Raw genomic sequence first — 20,361 nt, 5'->3', positions numbered from 1 at the left:
GCGGCGTCGAGCTCGATCCGGACCGGACGCATGTTCACCCTCGACCAGTTCCGGCAGCTCGCGTTCCTGCAAGGCCGCTGGACCGGCGACGGTCCCGATGGCACGCCGTTCTTCGAGGAGTACGCCTTCGTCGACGCGTCCACGTTGCGCTCCACGCGCTACGCCGACGCGCGCTTCGCCGAGGCGACGGATTCGAGCACGGTCGCGTTCGCGGACGGGATCGTGACCTCGACCTGGAACGGCTTCAGCTGGCGCGCCAGCGCGATCGGCGCGGATGCGGCAGCGTTCGAGCCGGTCGAGGCGCCGAGCGCGTTCTCCTGGTCGCGCGGGCCCGACGACACCCTCGAGGTCGTCCAGCGCTGGAGCGACGACCAGGGCCGCCCGCAGCAGTACACCCTGGTGCTGCGCCGGATCCGGGATTGATCCGGCGGCACCGGACGCGCGCCGCGCCCGGCGCGAGCCGGCGACGGCTCGCGCGCCACCGCCACCGCCGCGCAGGCGTCACGGCCGCCCCGACCGCCGCGCGCGATACTGTGCCCGCATGAGCACCTACCGCCTCCAGTCGCTGTTCGAACCGGCCGCGGTCGCGGTCGTCGGCGGCAGCCCGCGCGAGCGCTCGGCCGGACGCGCGGTGATGCGCAACATCCGCGCAGCCGGTTACGCCGGCCGGATCGGCTGGGTCAGCCCGCGCCACCGCGAGATCGACGGCCTCGCCACGGTCAGGCGCCTGCGCGACCTGGACTGGGTGCCCGACCTTGCGGTCATCACCGCGCCGCCCGCGGTGGTGCCGGGACTGGTGGAGGAGGCCGCGGCGCTCGGCGTGGGCGCGGCGGTGCTGCTGACCGCGCAGCTGGGCGCCGGCCGCGCGGCGTTCAACGCCGCGATCGAGCGCGCGGCGCATCCGCACGGCATGCGCATCCTCGGGCCGCACTGCCTGGGCATCGTGTCCTCGCACGCCGGGCTCAACGCCAGCATCGCGGCGCGGACCCCGCAGGCCGGCGACATCGCGCTGGTGTCCGAGTCGAGTGCGATCGCCGCGGCGCTGGTGGAATGGGGCGTGGCGCGCTCGATCGGGTTCTCCAAGGTGGTGTCGCTGGGCGACGCGCTCGACATCGACTTCGCCGACCTGCTCGACCACCTCGCCACCGACCGCCACACCCGCGCGATCCTGCTCTACGTCGAGCATGTCGGCAATGCGCGCAAGTTCATGTCCGCCGCACGCGCGGCGGCGCGCGCCAAGCCCGTGGTGGTGGTGAAGTCGGCGCGTCCGCAGGCGCCGCAGAGCATCGCCGAAATCGGCCTGCGCGCGCTGGCACCGGCCGAAGCCGTGCACGCGGCCGGGTTCCGCCGCGCCGGCCTGCTCCAGGTCGACGCGCTCGACGAACTGTTCGCGGCCGCGGAAACACTGGGCACGCTGCGCACCTTCCCCGGCAGGCGCCTGGCGATCCTCGGCAATGGCGGCGGCGTGGGCGTGCTCGCGGCACAGCAGCTGCTGCGACTGGGCGGCACCGTGGCGACGCTCTCCACGGAGACGATCGCCGCGCTCGACGCACTGCTGCCCGGCGGCTGGTCGCACGACAACCCGGTCGACCTGGTGGTCGACGCCGACGGCGCGCGCTACGCCACCGCCGCCGACGCGTTGCTGTCCGATCCGCATAACGACGCGCTGCTGGTGGTCAACGTGCCCACCGCATTCTCCGCCCCGCTGGAAACGGCCACCGCGCTGGCCGACGTGCTGGCGCGGCGCAAGGGGGCCGCCGCGCGCAAGCCGGTGTTCGCGGTATGGCTGGCCGAGGACGCCGCGGCGCACGCGGCACTGCACGCAGCGCAGGTGCCGAGCTACGCCACCGAAACCGAGGCGGTGCACGGCTTCATGCACCTGGTGCGCTACCGCGAGGCGCAGCAGGCCCTGATGGAAACGCCGCCGAGCCTGCCGGCGGATTTCGCGGTGGACGCGGCGGCTGCACGGATGCTGGTGCGGGCCGCGGTCGCGCGTGGCGAAGTGCAGCTCGATCCGCAGGCGACCGCGCGCATCCTCGCCGCCTATGGCCTGCCCCATGAGGCGCCACTGGCCGCCGCCGACCCGAAGGCCGCGATGGCGCTGGCGCAGCCGCTGCTTGCGGCGGGCCGCATGGTGGCGGTGAAGATCGATTCGCCCGACATCGCGCACAAGAGCGTGGTCGACGGCGTGCGCCTCAACCTCGCCGGCGGGCAGGCGGTGCACGATGCCGCCGCCGACGTGCTGCGGCTGGCGCGCGAGCGCCGGCCCGACGCGCGCATCCGCGGCGTGACCGTGCAGGCGATGGTGACCCGCGCAAACGCGCGCGAGCTGATCGCCGCGATCGCCGACGACCCGGTGTTCGGCCCGGTGGTGGTGTTCGGACGCGGCGGCACCGCGGTGCGCGTGGTCGACGACCTCGCGCTGGGCCTGCCGCCGCTCGACCTGCGCCTGGCGCACGAGCTGATCGGACGCACGCGGGTGGCCCGCCGGCTCAAGGCCCACCGCAACCAGCCCGCCGCCAACGAACGCGAGATCGCGCTGGCCCTGGTGAAGCTGGCGCAGCTGGCGGCCGACGTGCCGGAGATCCGGCAGATGAGCCTGAACCCGCTGCTGGCCGACGCCGACGGCGTGATCGCGGTCGACGCGCGCATCCTGGTCGGCCCGGTCGAGCCGCTGCACAAGGGCCGCGGTCATCCGCGCTTCGCGATCTTCCCCTATCCCAGCGAGCTGGAACGCAGCATCGCCCTGGCCGACGGCACGCCGGTGTCGGTGCGCCCGGTGCGCCCGGAAGACGAGGATCTGTTCCGCGAGTTCTTCACCCACGTCACCGACGAGGACCTGCGCCTGCGCTTCTTCCAGTCGGTCAAGCACTTCAGCCACGAGTTCATCGCCCGGCTGACGCAGATGGACTACGCGCGCTCGATCGCGCTGCTGGCGCTGGACGGGTCCGGCGCGATGCTCGGCGCGGTCCGCCTGCACGCCGACGCCAACTACGAGTCCGGCGAGTACGGGATCCTGGTGCGCTCCGACCTCAAGGGCCAGGGCCTGGGCTGGCAGCTGATGAAGATCATGATCGAGGTCGCCGGCTGGCTCGGCCTGCACGAGGTCGAGGGCCAGGTGCTGCGCCAGAACCGCGGCATGCTGGCGATGTGCGCGCAGCTCGGCTTCCGCATCACGCCCGACCCGGACGAGCCCGGGCTGATGCTGGTCAGGCTCCCGGTCTCGCAGGACGACGAGACGGCCTCCTGAGCCTGGCGCCGACTTGTCCACAGGCGCCGGGGCGGGCATAATGCGCGGCTCGCTGCGTCCGACCCACCCGTACACCGGGTCCGGCGCGGGGACCGGAAACGCCATTCCGCCCCCCAACCGTGCAGCGACCACCGCCCGCATTGCGTGGCGGGCGCGCCTCCAGGGCCCGCCCGCCGGGGCCGACGTCTCCCTGGCCAAGGGAGGCACCAACCGTTATCGAGGTGCGTAATGTCCCGAGTATGCCAAGTCACCGGCAAGCGAACGACGACCGGCAACAACGTCTCGCATGCCATGAACAAGACCCGCCGCCGCTTCATGCCCAACCTGCATGAACGCCGCTTCTGGGTCGCCAGCGAGAACCGCTGGGTCAAGCTGCGTGTTTCCGCCGCCGCCCTGCGCACCATCGACAAGAACGGTATCGACGCCGTGCTCGCCGACCTGCGCAAGCGTGGCGAGAAGGTCTGAGGAGTAGTACGTCATGGCAACCAAGCGCGACAAGATCCGTCTGATTTCGTCGGCCAACACCGGCCACTTCTACACCACGGACAAGAACAAGAAGAACACCCCCGGCAAGATGGAGATCAAGAAGTACGATCCCGTCGTCCGCAAGCACGTGATCTACAAGGAAGGCAAGATCAAGTGACCTGACGGCCGATGCGCGCAGCGCATGGCTGCCGGAAGGTCACCCGGAAGCCCGCCGCAAGGCGGGCTTTTTCGTTGGCCAGCGCTTCGCCTGCGACCACACGCCCGCGTCAGGCTCCCGTGCGGAGCGCGGCGTTTCGCAGGATGCATGTCCCCGTCGACGCCTGCCGCAAGCAGGACCGCCAACTTGGCCGGCCAACGGGCGTGGGGTGAGGCTGCACCTCACCCTGTCGGTGCTCAAACGCCCGTCGCCACCGATGGCAACGCTGCGAAGGCGTATGCCCCGCAGCTTTCATCTACCGCCGCGTAGCCCGGGGCATTCGCGTGTGCCAGGCCGCGCACCTTCTTGCTGACGCCGTGTCCTGCCGGCCGGGGGCCGCTCTTCCCTCGGTCAGGTCGTTCCGGCCCGACGCAGCGCGCCGGGCGTTCGCGCTGATGCGCGGCATGCCGCGCAAGCCATCCGCGCTCACCCTGCCCTGACTCGGGCACGCGCCATCCATGGCGCGCTCGATGCGACCCCGGCCGCCAGGCCACGGCTCATCGACCCGTTCTTGCGAGGGCTTCGTCAGCAGCGGATTCGCCTTTGCTTGAGGGACTGCACTTCCGCAGTTCGGGGTAGCACCCGTTGGTCGAGCCAAGAACAACGGGTGCTTCGACGAGAGACGTTCAATGCATGCCGAAGGCACGAGGCCCAACGACCCGATGCCGCAGCGACTCGGGCAGGGGACGCGCAAGCGGCACAGGGATGTGCCGCGGCCGCGAGTGCGGACATGGATGTCTGCCCGAGCGGTGCGCGTCCCCTGCCCGGGGTGCTGCGGCCCCACCGGAGCTGCGCTCCAATTGCGTAAGGACGAGGTCGCGCGGCGAGCCGCCACGATGGCGTGCGCTCGCGGAATGCGTGCGATTGCCCTTGGAAAGCCGCGCTTGCCATGCACCGCGCCACATCCAGCACACACCATCCGCCACCATTGCGGCGCGGCGGAGAGAGCGCCTGACAGCCGGGCAGACGACCCGGCACAATCCCCCGATGTCCCTGCCCGACCTCAATACCGGCCTGTGGCTGCTGATCGCGGACTGGCTGGTGCGGCTCGTGGCGCTGGCGTGGATCCCGTCGCGGACCACGCCCGGCGCGGCGCGCAGCTGGATGCTGCTGGTGTTCTTCGTGCCGCTGCTCGGCTTGCCGCTGTACCTGCTGCTGGGCCACCCGTGGCTGTCGCGCGAGCGCGTGGCGCGCCAGCGGCTGGCCTCGCAGGTGATCCGCGAGGAACAGGCACCGCTCGCCGACCAGCGCTGGACGCCCGCGCCCGGCGGCGCCGATGCCGAACTGGTGCCGCTGGTCGAGCGCCTGGGCGATTTCATGGCCACCCATGGCAACCAGGTCGAACTGCTCGGGGACTACGGCGACTCGCTGCGCCGCCTGGTCGCCGACATCGACGGCGCCACCCAGCGCGTGCACCTGCTGTATTACCTGATGTTCGACGACGCGGTGGGGGACGCGGTCGCGGGCGCGTTGCAGCGCGCGGCGGCGCGCGGCGTCGAGTGCCGCCTGCTGCTCGATGCGGTCGGCGCCAGGCGCGGCCTGCGCCGCTACCGCGCGCCGCTGCAGGCGGCCGGCGTGCAGGTGCAGGACATGCTGCCGGGTGGCCTGCGCTGGCGCCGCAGCGGACGCATGGACCTGCGCAACCATCGCAAGGTCGCGGTGATCGACAACCGCGCCGCCTGGGTGGGTTCGCAGAACCTGGCCGACGCGGAGTTCATCCGCGGCTTCCCGAACCGGGAACTGGTTGCGCGGGTGCAGGGCCCGGCGGTCGCCCACCTGGAAGCGGTGTTCGCCAGCGACTGGTTCATCGAGACCGGCGAGCGGCTCGCGGTCACGCCGACCCTGCCGCTGCACGATGCCGACATCGCCACCCAGATGCTTCCCAGCGGCCCGGCGTATCCGTTCGCCAACGCGCGCGACGCGGTCAATGCGCTGATCCATCTCGCGCGCCGGCGGCTGGTGCTGGTCACGCCCTATTTCGTGCCCGACGACGCCACCCTGAGCGCGCTGCGGATCGCCGCGCTGTCGGGCGTGGACACCCAGCTGATCCTGTCGATGAGCAGCAACCAGCGCCTGAGCGCGTGGGCGCAGGCGTCGTACTACGCCGAACTGCTCGCCGCCGGCGTCCGCATCGCGCTGTACCGTCCGCATTTCCTGCACGCCAAGCACCTGAGCGTGGACGACCACATCGCCCTGGTCGGCTCGATCAACCTCGACATCCGCTCGTTCGCGCTCAACGCCGAGATCGGCATGCTCTGCTACAGCGCGGACGTGGTCTCGCGGCTGCGGCAGATCGAAGCAGGCTACCTCGCCGACTGCGAACACCTCTCGGCGCAGGACTGGTCGCGGCGCCCGGCATGGCGCCGCAGCCTGGAGGGCGTCGCCCGGCTCGCCGATCCGCTGCTGTAGGACCGGGCTGCGCGTTCTTCGCGACGTGTTGCGGCCGCGCGCTCAGCGGGCCAGGAACGCGCTGACCTCCTCCAGCCAGTGCGGCCATGCCGCCTCGTGTTCGAGCAGCAGGTGGTTGCGGCTGTGCAGGTTCACGAAGCGCGCGCCCGGGATACGTTCGGCGATCAGGCGTCCTTCGGCCACCGGTACGCGCACGTCGTCGCGGCTGTGCAGCACCAGCGTCGGGCAACGCACCCGCGGCAGCAGGTCGACCACGTCGATGAGCGCGAACTCGCGCATGAACCGGGCGGCGTTGGCCGGCGAGGTCGAGACCCGCTCGAGTTCGTTGAACCACTCGTGCTGCTGGGCGCTGCCGTCGGGAATGAACTGGCTGGTGAAGAACTGGCGGAACGAGGGCTCCGCCTTGCCCCAGCCGAGTTCGGCCAGCTTGGCCATGGTCTCGGCCTCCTCGCGTTCCTGCGGCGTGTCGCTGCGCACCAGGCGGCCGCGCGCATAGCCGCCGTGCAGCACCAGGTGGCTCACGCGCCCCGGATGCCGGACCGCGTACGCGATCGCGATCGAGGCGCCCTGGGAGATCCCCAGCAGGGCGAAGCGCGGCGCGTCGAGCGCGTCGACGATCGCCTCCAGGTCGTCGACCCAGCGCGCGAACGAGAGATCTTCGACCTCCCACTCCGAAAGGCCGCAGCCGCGTTCGTCGTAGCGCACGAAAGTGTGGCCACGGGTCAGCGCCCGCACCATGTGGCCCCAGACCGGGCTGTCGTCGTCGTAGCCCAGGTGCGAGAGCCAGTTCGCCGCCTTGATCAGGCACGGGCCGTCGCCGGAGACGGTGTAGGCCAGGCGCACGCCGTCGCGACCGCGGGCGTGGCGGACCGGGGTCGGGTCCCGCCCGCCGCATGAACGCGGCCCCGGTGCGGACCCGCGCGCCATCGCCATCGCCGAGGCGTAGGCGGTCTCGACGATCTCCGACGGCGCCACGCCATACTCCTCGCGCAGCACGCCCGCGCAGCGGAAATAGGCCGCTTCCACCGCACCGGCGTCGCCGCGGTGGCCGAGCGCGATCATCAGCTCGGCATAGCCGCGTTCGGCGTGCGGCTCGAGCGCGATCGCCCGTTCCGCGGCGTCGATTGCCAGCTCGAGCCGGCCCAGGGCGACGCTGCGCTGGGCCAGCCGCTGCAGCCCGTGCGTGACCAGGCGCTGGTGCGCCTGGCGCTGCTGCGCGAGCCATTCGTCGAACGCGTCGGAAGCGACGTCGAAACCTTCGAGCAGGCCTTCCGCGCCCGGGGCAAGCAGTGCATCGGTCGCCTCGTCGTCGGCCGACGGTGCGATCTGTGCGCGCGCCTGCGCCTGGGCGCGCAGCACGTCGCATTCGATGCGGGCGGCATCGACATCGATCCACAGCGACTCGCCATCCCCGGCGACGAGGTCCACGCCGCAGCCCGCGTTGAGGGCGTAGACCAGACGCCGCAGACGGGTGCGCGCCTTCGCCGCGTCCGCCCCGGGCCACAGCAGGGTGGCCACGCGCTCGCGCGCGGCGCGCCGGCCGCTGCACAGCAGGTAGGCCAGCAGCGCCCATCCATGCCTGAGGCCGAGTGGCCGCGAAGCGCCGGCGAGCGCCAGCCGCGGCCAGCCGTGCATCGACACCGACAGCGTCGGAGGGACGCGGAAAGGACGGCTCATGCGCACACTTCCTCGGTTCCGGGACCGGCTCCCCCCGCCAGCTCCCCATTTGACTCCGCCCCCTTGCCGCGCGCAACGCTCCACGCCGCCCTGACCACGTACCACGGAACCCCATGCACCACGATCCCCGCGACTGCCCCGTCTCCACCCGTTCCGCCGCGGCCATCGCCCATGCCGAGCAGGCGCTGTGGCGGATGGCGACCTACTTCGGCGACCCCTTCGCCGACCTCGACGCCGCGATCCAGGAGGACCCGGGCTGGGTCCTGCCGCTGGTGATGAAGGCCAACTGCCTGCTGTCGGCCACCGAACAGCCCATGCTCGAACAGGCGCACGCGCTGCTCGACCTGGCCGGCGCCGCGACCGGCGCCAACGCCCGCGAGCGCGCCCATGTCGCCGCCAGCCGCACCTGCGCGCTCGGCCACTGGCGCGAGGCCTGCGACCAGTGGGAACGCATCCTGGTCGAGCATCCGCGCGACTTCCTCGCGCTGTGGTCGGCGCACCTGTTCGACTTCTTCCGTGGCGACGCGGGCAACCTGCACCGCCGGGTGGCGCGGGTGCTGCCGGCCTGGTCGGCGGACACGCCGATGTACGCGCACGTGCGCGCGCTGGAGGCGTTCGGCCTGGAGGAAAGCAACCACTACGACAGCGCGCTCGAATCCGCGCAGGCCGCGCTGGCCCTGCAGCCGCGCGAACCCTGGGCGATCCACGCCGCCGCCCACGTCCACGAGATGCGCGGCGACCACCAGCACGGCGCGCGCTGGCTCGAATCGCGGATCGCCGACTGGTCCGGCGACAACGCGTTCGCCTTCCACAACTGGTGGCACCTGGCGCTGTTCCGGCTCGAGCAGCTGGACACCGCCGGCGCGCTGGAACTGTTCGACGCGCAGATCGTCGCAGGCGACGCCATGGCGTTGCAGCACATCGACGTGTGCGCGCTGCTGTGGCGGCTGCGGATCCTAGGCGTCGACGTCGGCGACCGCTGGCAGCACGCGGCGCAGCGCTGGACGGATCGCGCGCCGGTCGCGGGCCACTACGCGTTCAACGACCTGCACGCGGCGATGGCCTTCGTCGGTGCCGACCGCGACGCGCAGGCACGTTCGCTGCTGGCCGCGGTGGAAGCACGCGCCACGGACGTCGACGGCGGGCACCTGTCGCGGATCGCCGGCGAGATCGGCGTACCGCTGCTGCGCGGCGTGATCGCGCACGGCGAGGGCGACCATGCCGGCGCGGTCGAACAACTGCTGCCGCTGCGCGGGCGCCACCACGCGATGGGCGGCAGCCACGCGCAGCGCGACGTGATCGAACTGACCCTGCTCGATGCCGCGATCGGCGCCGGGCACCGGGCGCTGGCGCGCCACCTGCTCAACGAGCGGCTGTTCGCCAAGCCGGGCACGCCGTTGACCGCCCACTGGGAGCGCCGCCTGGGCTAGGCCGCCACGCGGGCCGGATGGCGCACGCCGCCGTCCGCGCCCTGCGGACACCGCGTGTGGACGTGCCGGGGCGATTGCGTACACTCGGCACGTCTTGTCCGGGGGGGACTTGGCTTGCTGCCGGGATGGGTCCTGCTGCTGGTGTCGGTCGGCTACGCCGCGCTGCTGTTCGCGGTGGCGTGGGTCGGCGACCGCTATCCGCTGTACCCGCAGCGGCCCTGGCTGCGGCCGATGGTCTACAGCCTGGCGCTGGCGGTGTACTGCTCGTCGTGGACGTTCTACGGCGCGGTCGGCACCGCGGTGCGCTCGGGCATCGGCTACCTGCCGATCTACCTCGGCCCGCTGCTGCTGCTGCTGTTCGGCTGGCGCATCCTCGAACGCATGGCGCGCGTCGCGCAGACCCAGAACACGGTCTCGATCGCCGATTTCATCGCCTCGCGCTACGGGCGCTCGCAGCCGCTGGCGGCGCTGGTGGCGACGATCGCGCTGATCGCGGCAGTGCCCTACCTGGCGCTGCAGTACAAGGCGGTGGCGATCAGCCTCGGCGTGCTCGGCGGGCAGGATCCGGGCGGGCCTGCGCTCGGCGACCCGGCGCTGTACGTGGCCGCGCTGATGGCGCTGTTCGCGATCCTGTTCGGCACCCGCCAGGTCGACGCCACCGAGCATCGCCCGGGCATGATGCTGGCGGTCGCGCTGGAGTCGCTTGTGAAACTGGTGGCGCTGGTCGCGGTCGGACTGTTCGCGTCGAGCTGGCTGGGCGCACGCGACCTCGACTACGTCGCCGCGACCCGCGCGCTGGTGGACGTGGGACCGCCGGTGGGCTTCGTCGCGCAGACCCTGCTGGCGTTCGTGGCGATCTTCTGCCTGCCGCGCCAGTTCCACGTGGCGATCGTGGAATGCGGCAACGTCGACGACATCCGTCGCGCGCGCTGGCTGTTCGGCGCCTACCTGGTCATCGTCACCCTGATGGTGGTGCCGATCGCCAGCGCCGGCATGGCCCTGTTCGGCCAGGGCTCGGGCGTGGCGCCCGACAGCTTCGTGCTGGCACTGCCGCTGGCCGAACAGCGCGACATGCTGGCGCTGCTGGCCTACGTCGGCGGCTTTTCCGCGGCCACCGGCATGGTGATCGTGGCCAGCGTCGCGCTCGCGACCATGGTCAGCAACGACCTGGTGATGCCGCTGCTGCTGCGCCGCGGCTGGGCCAACCGCGGCGGCGGCGACGTCGCCTCGACCGTGCTGTGGATCCGGCGGGTCGCGATCGTCGGCATCGCCGGACTGGCCTGGGGCTACTACCGCGCCAGCGGCAGCGACGCGTCGCTGGCCTCGTTCGGACTGATGTCCTTCGCCGCGGTCGCGCAGTTCGCGCCGGCGCTGGTCGGCGGGCTGTACTGGCACGGGGCGAGCCGCCGCGGCGCCGAGGTCGGCCTGCTGATGGGCTTCGGCGTGTGGATCTACACGCTGCTGTTGCCGACCCTGACCGACGCCGGCTGGTTCGATCCCGCCTGGGTCCGCGATGGCCCGTTCGGCATCCACTGGCTGCGCCCGCGGCAACTGTTCGGTCTCTGGGGGTGGGACCCGCTGACCCACGGCACGTTCTGGTCGCTGCTGGCCAACATCGGCGCGCTGCTGCTGGTCTCGGCGCGCTGGCGGCCGAACCTGGACGAACGCCTGCGCGCGGCGCCGTTCCTCGACCCCTATGCCGAGCGCAGTGCGCTCGCCGCGGGCGAGTGGAAGGGCAACGTCGCGATCGGCGACCTGCTCACGCTGGCCAGCCGCATCGTCGGCGAGCGCACCGCCCAGCGCGCGTTCGAGCAGCACGCACGCGAACTGGGCGCGGAGCTGCAGACGCAGGCGCGTGCCGACCGCAACTGGGTGCAGTTCACCGAACGCCTGCTCGCGGCCGCGGTCGGCGCGGCATCGGCGCGGCTGGTGCTGACCAGCGTGCTCAAGGGTTCGGGGATGGAAGTGGGCGAGGTGGTGGCGGTGCTCGACGAAGCCGGCCAGGAGCTGCGCTTCAACCGCGAGATCCTCTCCAACACCCTGGAGAACATCGACCAGGGCGTGAGCGTGGTCGACAGCGACATGTGCCTGGTCGCGTGGAACCGGCGCTACCAGCGGCTGTTCGGCTATCCGGACGGCATGCTCTACGTCGGCCGCCCGGTCGCGGACCTGATCCGGTACAACGCCGAACGCGGCGAACTCGGCCCGCTCGGGCCCGAGGAAGTCGACACCGAGGTCGAGAAGCGCATCGCCTACATGCGCGCCGGCTCGGCGCATGTCAGCGAGCGCGTGCGCGGCAACGGCCAGGTGCTGGAACTGCGCGGTCAACCGCTGCCCGGCGGCGGCTACGCCACCAGCTACAGCGACGTCACCGACTACAAGCGCGCCGAGCGCGAGCTTCGCGAGATCAACGAGCACCTCGAGCAGCGCGTCGCCGAGCGCACGCGCGAGGCCGAGATCGCACAGGAGACGCGCTCGCGCTTCCTGACCGCGATCAGCCACGACGTGCTGCAACCGCTCAACGCCGCGCGCCTGTTCACCTCGGCCCTGCGCGAGAGCAGCGAACCGCAGGAGCAGGCGCACCTGGCCGAGCGCGTCGACGCCGCGCTGCGTGCGGCCGAGGAACTGCTCGACGGCCTGCTCGACGTCTCGCGCCTGGACGCGGGCAAGCTCAAGCCCGAGATCTCGGATTTCGACGCCGGCGCGATGCTGCGCGAACTGGCCGCGCAGTACGCGCCGATGGCCGCCGCGCGCACGATCAACATCCGCGTGCACGCGCCGGCGCTGCCGGTGCGCAGCGACCGCCGCCTGCTGCGCCGGGTGCTGCAGAACTTCATCGCCAACGCGTTGCGCTACACGCCGCGCGGGCGCGTGGTGCTGGCCGCGCGCCGCCGCGGCGACCACGTCGCCCTGCAGGTATGGGACAGCGGGCCCGGCATCCCCGAACACCACATGCGCCAGATCTACGACGAGTTCCACCGCTACGAGCAGCCCTTCGACTGGGACGGGCGCGGACTCGGCCTGGGCCTGTCGATCTGCCAGCGGATCTCGCGCCTGCTCGACCACGCGCTCGACGCGCGCTCGGTGGTCGGCCACGGCAGCATGTTCTCGATCGTGGTACCGCTCGGCCAGGCGATCGAGGAGCGCCGCGCCGAAAGCCCGCGGGTCGACATCGACCAGTCCCTGCACGGCCTGACGGTGCTGTGCGTGGACAACGATCGCGACATCCTCGCCGGCATGCAGGCGCTGCTGTCGCGCTGGGGCGTGCGCACGGTGCTCGCCACCACGGTCGACGAGGCGCTCGCACGGCTGTCGGAGCGGCCCAACGTGCTGCTGGTCGATTACCACCTGCACGACCGCCTCGACGGGCTCGACACGCTCGATGCCTTGCGCGCGGCGGCGGGCCACACGGTGCCCGGTGCGCTGCTCACCGCCGACGGCAGCGACCCGCTCAAGCAGGCCGCGCGCGAACGCGGCTACCGGGTCCTGACCAAGCCGGTGAAGCCTGCTTCGCTGCGCGCCTTCCTCACCGCGCAGCGATCGCCGGCCGGGATCGCGGCGCTCTGACCAGGCGAAGGCGCGCGCACGCGCGCGTGCCGGTCGCGTTGTCACCGGACTGAGACCGGTCCGTCACCGGCGGGACACCGCGCTGACATCCACGGGCGATAGCGTCTGGTCTCCCCCGACCCAGCCCGGAGTTCCCATGCGTCCCCTCCCCACCGCGTTGTCCACGGCATTGGCCGTGGCCTTGCTCGCAGCCCCGGTCCTGTCCGCGGATACCGTGCATCCGATCCGCAAGGGCATGAAGGTCGATACACCCAGGGAAGAAACCCCGCAGCGCTGGTACAACCAGGGCGCCAGGACGGCACGCGACGCAGGGGCCCGGGCAACGGACCGGAACAAGGCCCGGAACGTGATCCTGTTCGTCGGCGACGGCATGGGCGTCTCGACCGTCTCCGCCGCGCGCATCCTCGAAGGCCAGCTCGACGACCGCCCCGGCGAGGAGAACCGCCTGAGTTTCGAGCGCATGCCGTATCTCGCATTGTCCAAGACCTATTCGGTCGACGGTCAGACCCCGGATTCGGCGCCCACCGCCACCGCCATGGTCGCCGGGATCAAGACCAACCAGGGCGTGATCGGCGTGACCCAGTATGCCCGCCACAACGACTGCGCCTCGTCCAGGGGCCAGGAGGTCGCCAGCATCCTCGGCATCGCCGAGGCGCTGGGCCTGGCCACCGGCGTGGTCAGTACCGCGCGCATCACCCATGCGACGCCCGCCGCCGCCTACGCGCATACGCCCAACCGCGACTGGGAAAGCGACGCGGAGCTGACCGACGAGGCGAAGCGCAACGGCTGCAAGGACATCGCCCGGCAGCTGGTGGAATTCCCGTACGGCGACGGCATCGACGTGGTGCTCGGCGGTGGCCGCAGCTACTTCCTGCCCGAGACCGTCGCCGATCCCGAGGACGCCGGCGCCAGGGGCCGGCGCAAGGACGGCCGCAACCTCGCCCAGGAGTTCGCCTCGCGCCCGGGCGCGTCCTACGTCTGGAACCGCGCGCAGTTCAACGCGATCGAACCCGGCGCCACCCGCAAGCTGCTCGGCCTGTTCGAACGCTCGCACATGGAGTACGAGTACGACCGCCCCACCGATGCAGGCAAGGAACCCGTGCTCGCGGCGATGACCCGCAAGGCGGTGGAGATCCTGCAGGCCAATGCCGGCGACAAGGGGTTCTTCCTGATGGTCGAGGCCGGCCGGATCGACCACGCCCACCATGCCGGCAACGCCAGCCGCGCGCTGTCGGACACCATCGCGCTGTCGGACGCCGTGCGCGTGGCGCGCGCCCTGACGTCCGAGGAGGACACCCTGATCGTCGTCACCGCCGACCACAGCCACGCGTTCACCATCGCCGGCTATCCCGATCGCGGGAACGACATCCTGGGCAACGTCGTCAGCGGAGGGCAGCTGGCGCTCGCCGGCGACGGCAAGCCCTACACCACGGTCGGCTACGCCAACGGCCCCGGCTACCGCGGCGATGGCGCACGTCCCGACCTGACCACGGTCGACACCACCGATCCGGATTTCCTCCAGGAGGCGACGGTGCCGCTGGGCAGCGAGACCCATTCCGCCGAGGACGTCGGCATCTACGCCAGCGGCCCGGGCGCGCATGCGTTCGCGGGCGTGGTCGAGCAGAACGTGATCTTCCACGTGATGGCGCAATCGCAGAAGAACATCAACGATTTCCTGTGCGCCCTGTTCGGCGGCTGCGGAACTTCCGGCATCGGCGCGCGGGCGGGCGGTCGCAAGCCGATCCAGCCGCCGCTGATGGCAGCCGACCTGCGCGCCGGCATGGCGCAGCGCAAGCCGCTCTCGACGAACAGGTGATGCGCGCCCTGCACCACGCGGCCGTCTCGGCGCTGCTGCTGCAGTCCCTCCTCCTCGCCGGTCCTTCCCTGGCCGGCGAGGCGTGGCAGGCCGAATACGAGATACGCGACCGCGATGGACGCCATGCCCTGACCGTGGTCCGCGACGAGCGGCGCGTCGAGTACCGCGAGGGCGACCCGGCGATGCACCGGCAATGGCGCCTGCGCGAGGACGGGATCGAACGGATCGAGTTTTTTCCGGCCAGCCGCGCGGCCGTGGTGGCGTCGCCGGGCGAGCTGCGGACCCTCGGCGAGGAGCCCGCCTGGGCCACGCTGACGGGGATCGTCCCCGCATCGCTGCGCGAAGGCCTCAAGCCGGCGGGGAGGCTGGAGCGGTTCGCGCAGCCGGGGACACGCCTGGCGGGGCACGACGCGCAGGGGCGCAAGATCGTCCTGGAATGGCTCGATGGGATCGGCCTGCCGGCGAGCGGCCGGATCGGCGAGGGGCACGACCGCTATCAGCTGACCCTGCGTTCGCTGCGGCGCGTGGACGCCGGCGAGAACTTCACCGCCACGTCCGGCCTGCGCAGCTACGACCGCGCCGATCTGGGTGACATGGCGCTGGATCCCTTCGCGCGCGAGTATCTGGCGCGTGCCGGGGCGTCGCGGCACGCGCACTGAATCGTCGCGTCAGCCGCGCTCTTCGTCCACCGGGACCGCGGCGTCGGGATCGATCGCCAGCTTTCCCGCCAGCAGCACGGCCTGGGTGCGGTTGCTGGCCCCGAGCTTGCGCAGGATCGCGCTCATGTGCGCCTTGATCGTGGCCTCGGACACGCCCAGCTCGTAGCCGATCTGCTTGTTGAGCTTGCCCGATCCGAGCATCTGCAGCACCCGGAACTGCTGCGGCGTGAGTTCGCGCACGCGCGCGGCGACCTCGTGTTCGTCGGGCGGGGTATCCGGCGCGCCACCGGCGATCTCCGGCACCCAGCGGTCGCCGTCGAGCACGTGGCGCAGCGCGATGCCGAGCGCCTCGGCGTTCGAGGACTTGGGGATGAAACCCATCGCGCCGTGGTCGAGGGCACGCCGGATCACCGCGGGCTCCTCGCGCGCGGAGACCATCACCACCGGCAGTTGCGGATGCAGCCCGCGCAGGTGCACCAGTGCGCTGAAGCCCTGGGTGCCGGGCATGTTGAGGTCGAGCAGCAGCAGGTCGGCGTCGGGATGGGCGTCGGCCATCGCGTACAGGCCCTGCGCGTTCTCGGCCTCGTGCAGTTGCGCGTGCGGGATCACCCGCACCACCGCGCCACGCAGGGCCTCGCGGAACAGGGGGTGGTCGTCGGCTACGAGAATGGTAGTCATGCGTTGGGGCCCCGCCTCCTGCGGAACTGGCAACTGCGCCTGCAGGGGCGCTGGCGCGACGCTTCTATGACGCGATGGGTCCGGGCGTTCACTGGCGTCGAAGCCTTCAATGGAGCCGGAGAATTCACCGGATCGAAACACTCATTCTTGCCATCCCGAGCAAAGCGAGGGATCTGCTTCGTCCCTGCAGCCGACAGGAGATCCCTCGCTTCGCTCGGGATGACAGCTTCCACCTCCGCTCGCCATTGCCTGCAGACCCGAGCAACCGGGTCACGCCCCGTGCCGGTTCTTCACCAGAGAATCGACCACGGAAGGATCGGCAAGGGTGCTGGTGTCGCCGAGCTGGTCGGGTGCGTTCTCGGCGATCTTGCGCAGGATCCGGCGCATGATCTTGCCCGAGCGCGTCTTCGGCAGGCCCGGCGCCCACTGCAGGAAGTCCGGTGACGCGATCGGACCGATCTCCTTGCGCACGTGCGCCACCAGCTCCTTGAGCAGTTCGTCGCTTTCCACCTCGTCCGCCACCAGCGTGACGTAGGCATAGATGCCCTGGCCCTTGATGTCGTGCGGGAAACCGACGACGGCGGCTTCCGCCACCTTCGGATGCGAGACCAGCGCGCTCTCCACCTCGGCGGTACCGATGCGATGCCCGGAGACGTTGATCACGTCGTCGACGCGGCCGGTGATCCAGTAGTAGCCGTCCTCGTCGCGGCGGCAGCCGTCGCCGGTGAAGTACATGCCGGGATAGGCCTTGAAATAGGTGTCGATGAAGCGCTGGTGGTCGCCGTAGACGGTGCGCATCTGCCCCGGCCAGGAATCGAGCAGCACCAGGTTGCCCTCGGTCGCGCCCTCGAGCACCTGGCCGTTGGCGTCGACCAGGGCCGGCTGCACGCCGTAGAACGGCAGCGTCGCGGAGCCGGGCTTGAGGTCGACCGCGCCGGGCAGCGGCGAGATCAGGATGCCGCCGGTCTCGGTCTGCCACCAGGTGTCCACGATCGGGCAGCGACCGTCGCCGACCACGTCGTAGTACCAGCGCCAGGCCTCGGGGTTGATCGGCTCGCCGACGCTGCCGAGCAGGCGCAGGGACGCGCGCGATGTCGCCTTCACCGGCGCCTCGCCCTCGCGCATCAGCGCGCGGATCGCGGTCGGGGCGGTATAGAAGATCGTCACCTTGTGCTTGTCGATCACCTGCCAGAAACGCGAGTAATCCGGGTAATTGGGCACGCCCTCGAACATCAGCGAGGTGGCGCCATTGGCCAGCGGGCCGTAGACGATATAGCTGTGGCCGGTGACCCAGCCGACATCGGCGGTGCACCAGTAGACGTCGTCCTCGCGCAGGTCGAACACCGCCTCGTGGGTGTAGCTGGCGAACAGCAGGTAGCCGGCCGTGGTGTGCAGCACGCCCTTGGGCTTGCCGGTGGAGCCGGAGGTGTAGAGGATGAACAGCGGGTCTTCGGCGTTCATGCGCTCGGGTTCGCATTCGGCCGGCTGCGCATCGACCACGGCGTCGTACCAGCGGTCGCGCGGCATCTGCATGTCGACCGCGGCGCCGGTGTGGCGCACCACCAGCACGGTCTCGACGGTGCTGGTGCCGGGCAGCTTCAGCGCCGCATCCACGTTCGCCTTGAGCGGTACCTTGCGCCCGCCGCGCAGGCCTTCGTCGGCGGTGATGATCAGCTTGGAACCGCAATCGCCGACGCGGTCGGCGATGGAATTGGGCGCGAAGCCGCCGAACACCACCGAATGCACCGCGCCGATGCGCGCGCACGCCAGCATCGCCACCGCCGCCTCGACGATCATCGGCAGGTAGATGGTGACCCGGTCGCCCTTCTGCACGCCCAGCGCGCGCAGGGCGTTGCCGAGCCGGCACACGCGTTCGTGCAGCTCGCGGTAGGTCACGTGCTTCGATGCCGTGCCCGGATCGTCGGCCTCCCACAACAGCGCGGTCTTGTCGCCGCGCTTGCCCAGCTGGCGGTCGAGGCAGTTGACGCTGGCGTTGAGCTCGCCGTCGTCGAACCAGCGGATGCGGAAGTCCTCCACGGCGAAGCTGACGTCGCGCACCCGCGTGGGCGCGCGGTACCAGTCCAGGCGCTGCGCGGCCTTGCCCCAGAACGCGTCGGGATCGCGTACCGAGGCCTGGTAGTCGCGTCCGTAGCTCGCCCTGTCGATGCGCGCGTGCGCGGCGAAATCCGGCTTGACGGGGTAGATGTCGCTCATGTCGCCCTCCCGAGGCTTGCTTCCGGCGTTCGATCCTGGATGTGCGTGCAAGTGTGACGCATCCATGCATGCTGCAACGCAGCATCGTCCTTGGACTTTGGTCGCACGCAGGGCCGCCCCCTACCAAAGACGAATAGGCATGGTCGCCCCCGGCGCGCAGCCTCGCCGTGCTAGTGCGTACACACACGTCTCTGGGAGGGGAACTTCATGACAAGACACAGGCCGATGCGACCGCTGGCGGTTGCGATGATGGTGGCCCTGATGGCGCCGGGGATGGCGTTCGGGCAGACCGCGAAGGAACGGGAGCTGGAGGCGCGCATCGCCCAGCTCGAAGCGCAGGTGCAGGCGTTGCTGCAGTCGCAGCAGCAGACCCAGGCCTCGGTCGCCGAGACCCAGGCCACGGTCGCGGCCACCAAGACCCAGCTCGACGAGGTGCGGGTGGCGCAGGGGGCGCCGGCCGACGGCAAGCCCCGCATCCAGGGCTCGCCGATCCTGACCGGGGCCACGCCCGGCAGCGTGTTCTCCTACGGCGGCTTCATCAAGCTCGACGCGATGACCACCGACACCAGCGACGGTGCGATCGGCGATGGTTCGGCCGGGCGGCTGTTCTACGTGCCGGCCACCATCCCGGTGGTCGCCAACGGCGCCGAGCCGGACACCGACCCGTACACCGACGTGCATGCCGCGTTCTCGCGCTTCTGGCTGGCCGCCGACTTCACCAGCGAGGGCGGCGACAAGTTCCGCGGCTTCATCGAGGCCGACATGTTCGGCGGCGGCAGCGCCAACCTGGGCAACGAGGTCGCGACCAACACCCACGGCGTCACGCTGCGCCACGCGTTCGTGACCTGGAACAACTGGCTGGCCGGCCAGACCTGGTCGAACTTCCAGGACGTGGCCGCGCTGCCCGAGGCGGTGGACTTCGTCGGCGTCACCGAGGGCACCACCTTCGTCCGCCAGGCGCAGATCCGCTACACCAAGGGTCCGTTCTCGGTCGCGCTGGAGAACCCGCTCACCACCGTCAGCAGCGTCGCCACCGCCGCGCGCAACAATGCCGGCGGCAGCAACCTGATGCCCGACATCACCGCCCGCTACGTGACCAAGGGCGACTGGGGCCACTTCAGCGTCGCCGGCCTGGTGCGCCAGCTCAAGTCCGGCAACGAGAGCACCAGCGGGGCCGCGGTCAGCCTGTCGGGCAAGTTCAACCTCGGCGCCAGCGACGACATCCGCTGGATGGCGAACTACGGCGCGGGCATCGGCCGCTACATGGCCTTCGGCCTGGGCGCCGACGCCGTGCTCGACGCCAACGGCGAACTGCACTCGCAGAACGGCGCCGGCGGCTTCGTGGCGTGGCGCCATGCCTTTACCCCGCAGCTGCGCACCAACCTGATGTTCTCGATGGCCGAGTTCGACAACGACCGGGGACTCGCAGGATGGGGGCCGGGCAGCTGGGCCGCGGTCGAACGCGCGCAGTCGTTCCACGCCAACGTGATCTATTCGCCGTTCCCGAAGCTGGACGTCGGCGCCGAGATCAGCTGGGGCCAGCGCTCGCTCAAGGACGACCGCGAGGGCGACCTGAAGCGCATCCAGACCACAGTCAAGTATTCCTTCTAGTCACCGTCCGCGCGGGGCCGTCGCCACACGCGGCGGTCCCGTCGGTTCCGACAGGGGAATACCCGGCGTTCGTCACCTGAAGATCCACGGAGGCATTTCAACCATGAGTGCAGACACCGAACACTGGCACAAGACCCGCAACCTGACGATCACGCACCTCGTCGTCTGGTTCGTCTTCGCATTCCTGATCCACTGGTTCGCCCACGACATCAACAACATCCGCTTCCTCGGCTGGCCGCTGGGCTACTACATGGCCGCGCAGGGATCGCTGGCCGTGTTCGTGATCCAGCTGTTCCTGTTCAGCAGGCAGCAGCACGCCATCGACGTCAAGTACGGCGTCCACGAAGAAGACGAAGTCTGACAACCGA

General features: G+C 71.0%; 14 protein-coding genes. 11 read left to right on the top strand and 3 right to left on the bottom strand.

What is annotated here, in order from left to right; genetic code table 11:
• Positions 1-30 precede the first annotated feature (30 nt).
• From FZO89_RS11210 to cls, 5 genes are all read left to right on the top strand, one after another.
• Positions 31-423 (top strand): hypothetical protein, encoded by a 393-nt coding sequence (locus FZO89_RS11210; RefSeq protein WP_149103335.1) that lies wholly within the window; start codon positions 31-33, stop codon positions 421-423.
• A 118-nt stretch (positions 424-541) separates the two neighbouring features.
• Positions 542-3,250: a bifunctional acetate--CoA ligase family protein/GNAT family N-acetyltransferase gene (locus tag FZO89_RS11205; RefSeq protein WP_149103334.1), complete on the top strand. Its 2,709-nt coding sequence runs from the start codon at positions 542-544 to the stop codon at positions 3,248-3,250.
• 228 nt (positions 3,251-3,478) lie between these two features.
• On the top strand, positions 3,479-3,715 hold the full coding sequence (gene rpmB, locus FZO89_RS11200) for a 50S ribosomal protein L28 (protein WP_149103333.1): 237 nt from the start codon (positions 3,479-3,481) through the stop codon (positions 3,713-3,715).
• 13 nt (positions 3,716-3,728) lie between these two features.
• Entirely contained in the window at positions 3,729-3,893 is a 165-nt protein-coding gene (gene rpmG / locus FZO89_RS11195; protein ID WP_057659899.1) for a 50S ribosomal protein L33, read from the top strand.
• A 1,026-nt stretch (positions 3,894-4,919) separates the two neighbouring features.
• Complete coding sequence (cls, locus tag FZO89_RS11190) at positions 4,920-6,341, top strand: cardiolipin synthase (RefSeq protein ID WP_149103332.1); 1,422 nt, start codon at positions 4,920-4,922, stop codon at positions 6,339-6,341.
• 42 nt (positions 6,342-6,383) lie between these two features.
• Here the strand turns inward: cls and FZO89_RS11185 are convergent, their stop codons facing one another.
• On the bottom strand, positions 6,384-8,018 hold the full coding sequence (locus tag FZO89_RS11185; protein ID WP_149103331.1) for a bifunctional AfsR/SARP family transcriptional regulator/alpha/beta hydrolase: 1,635 nt from the start codon (positions 8,016-8,018) through the stop codon (positions 6,384-6,386).
• A 113-nt stretch (positions 8,019-8,131) separates the two neighbouring features.
• On the opposite strand from FZO89_RS11185, the gene FZO89_RS11180 reads away from it, so the two are divergent.
• The 4 genes from FZO89_RS11180 to FZO89_RS11165 all read left to right on the top strand — a co-directional run bounded on the left by FZO89_RS11180 (position 8,132) and on the right by FZO89_RS11165 (position 15,490).
• Positions 8,132-9,448, top strand: coding sequence for a tetratricopeptide repeat protein (locus FZO89_RS11180; protein ID WP_149103330.1), 1,317 nt, complete (start codon positions 8,132-8,134; stop codon positions 9,446-9,448).
• A 114-nt stretch (positions 9,449-9,562) separates the two neighbouring features.
• On the top strand, positions 9,563-13,015 hold the full coding sequence (locus FZO89_RS11175) for a hybrid sensor histidine kinase/response regulator (RefSeq protein WP_149103329.1): 3,453 nt from the start codon (positions 9,563-9,565) through the stop codon (positions 13,013-13,015).
• Positions 13,016-13,151: 136 nt separating this feature from the next.
• A complete protein-coding gene (locus tag FZO89_RS11170) occupies positions 13,152-14,831 on the top strand; it encodes an alkaline phosphatase family protein (protein WP_149103328.1) in 1,680 nt (559 codons plus the stop codon).
• Complete coding sequence (locus tag FZO89_RS11165) at positions 14,831-15,490, top strand: hypothetical protein (RefSeq protein ID WP_149103327.1); 660 nt, start codon at positions 14,831-14,833, stop codon at positions 15,488-15,490. The genes FZO89_RS11170 and FZO89_RS11165 overlap by 1 nt, the downstream gene beginning before the upstream one ends.
• A gap of 9 nt (positions 15,491-15,499) precedes the next feature.
• Here the strand turns inward: FZO89_RS11165 and FZO89_RS11160 are convergent, their stop codons facing one another.
• Entirely contained in the window at positions 15,500-16,168 is a 669-nt protein-coding gene (locus FZO89_RS11160) for a response regulator transcription factor (protein ID WP_149103326.1), read from the bottom strand.
• A gap of 270 nt (positions 16,169-16,438) precedes the next feature.
• The gene (gene acs / locus FZO89_RS11155) at positions 16,439-18,382 is read right to left on the bottom strand and encodes an acetate--CoA ligase (RefSeq protein ID WP_149103325.1); all 1,944 of its coding nucleotides are present in this window, start codon (positions 18,380-18,382) and stop codon (positions 16,439-16,441) included.
• Positions 18,383-18,589: 207 nt separating this feature from the next.
• Here acs and FZO89_RS11150 point away from each other — a divergent pair, with 207 nt between their 5' ends.
• Together FZO89_RS11150 and FZO89_RS11145 are read left to right on the top strand one after the other, a co-directional pair.
• Positions 18,590-19,993, top strand: a complete 1,404-nt coding sequence (locus FZO89_RS11150; RefSeq protein WP_149103324.1) for a DcaP family trimeric outer membrane transporter — start codon at positions 18,590-18,592, stop codon at positions 19,991-19,993.
• Between the two features lie 103 nt (positions 19,994-20,096).
• Positions 20,097-20,354, top strand: a complete 258-nt coding sequence (locus tag FZO89_RS11145; RefSeq protein ID WP_149103323.1) for a DUF4212 domain-containing protein — start codon at positions 20,097-20,099, stop codon at positions 20,352-20,354.
• The last annotated feature ends 7 nt before the right edge of the window (positions 20,355-20,361 follow it).

This window comes from Luteimonas viscosa, assembly GCF_008244685.1.
Lineage (GTDB): Bacteria > Pseudomonadota > Gammaproteobacteria > Xanthomonadales > Xanthomonadaceae > Luteimonas > Luteimonas viscosa.
The sequence above is the reverse complement of the archived record's forward strand: the minus strand, read 5'-3'. Positions and strand labels throughout refer to the sequence as shown.

Excerpts from the sequence above, each read along its gene's own strand:
- FZO89_RS11210 (WP_149103335.1), top strand. The coding sequence starts at position 31 with ATGTTCACCCTCGACCAGTTCCGGCAGCTCGCGTTCCTGCAAGGCCGC.
- FZO89_RS11205 (WP_149103334.1), top strand. The coding sequence starts at position 542 with ATGAGCACCTACCGCCTCCAGTCGCTGTTCGAACCGGCCGCGGTCGCG.
- rpmB (WP_149103333.1), top strand. The coding sequence starts at position 3,479 with ATGTCCCGAGTATGCCAAGTCACCGGCAAGCGAACGACGACCGGCAAC.
- rpmG (WP_057659899.1), top strand. The coding sequence starts at position 3,729 with ATGGCAACCAAGCGCGACAAGATCCGTCTGATTTCGTCGGCCAACACC.
- cls (WP_149103332.1), top strand. The coding sequence starts at position 4,920 with ATGTCCCTGCCCGACCTCAATACCGGCCTGTGGCTGCTGATCGCGGAC.
- FZO89_RS11185 (WP_149103331.1), bottom strand. The coding sequence starts at position 8,018 with ATGAGCCGTCCTTTCCGCGTCCCTCCGACGCTGTCGGTGTCGATGCAC.
- FZO89_RS11180 (WP_149103330.1), top strand. The coding sequence starts at position 8,132 with ATGCACCACGATCCCCGCGACTGCCCCGTCTCCACCCGTTCCGCCGCG.
- FZO89_RS11170 (WP_149103328.1), top strand. The coding sequence starts at position 13,152 with ATGCGTCCCCTCCCCACCGCGTTGTCCACGGCATTGGCCGTGGCCTTG.
- FZO89_RS11165 (WP_149103327.1), top strand. The coding sequence starts at position 14,831 with ATGCGCGCCCTGCACCACGCGGCCGTCTCGGCGCTGCTGCTGCAGTCC.
- FZO89_RS11160 (WP_149103326.1), bottom strand. The coding sequence starts at position 16,168 with ATGACTACCATTCTCGTAGCCGACGACCACCCCCTGTTCCGCGAGGCC.
- acs (WP_149103325.1), bottom strand. The coding sequence starts at position 18,382 with ATGAGCGACATCTACCCCGTCAAGCCGGATTTCGCCGCGCACGCGCGC.
- FZO89_RS11150 (WP_149103324.1), top strand. The coding sequence starts at position 18,590 with ATGACAAGACACAGGCCGATGCGACCGCTGGCGGTTGCGATGATGGTG.
- FZO89_RS11145 (WP_149103323.1), top strand. The coding sequence starts at position 20,097 with ATGAGTGCAGACACCGAACACTGGCACAAGACCCGCAACCTGACGATC.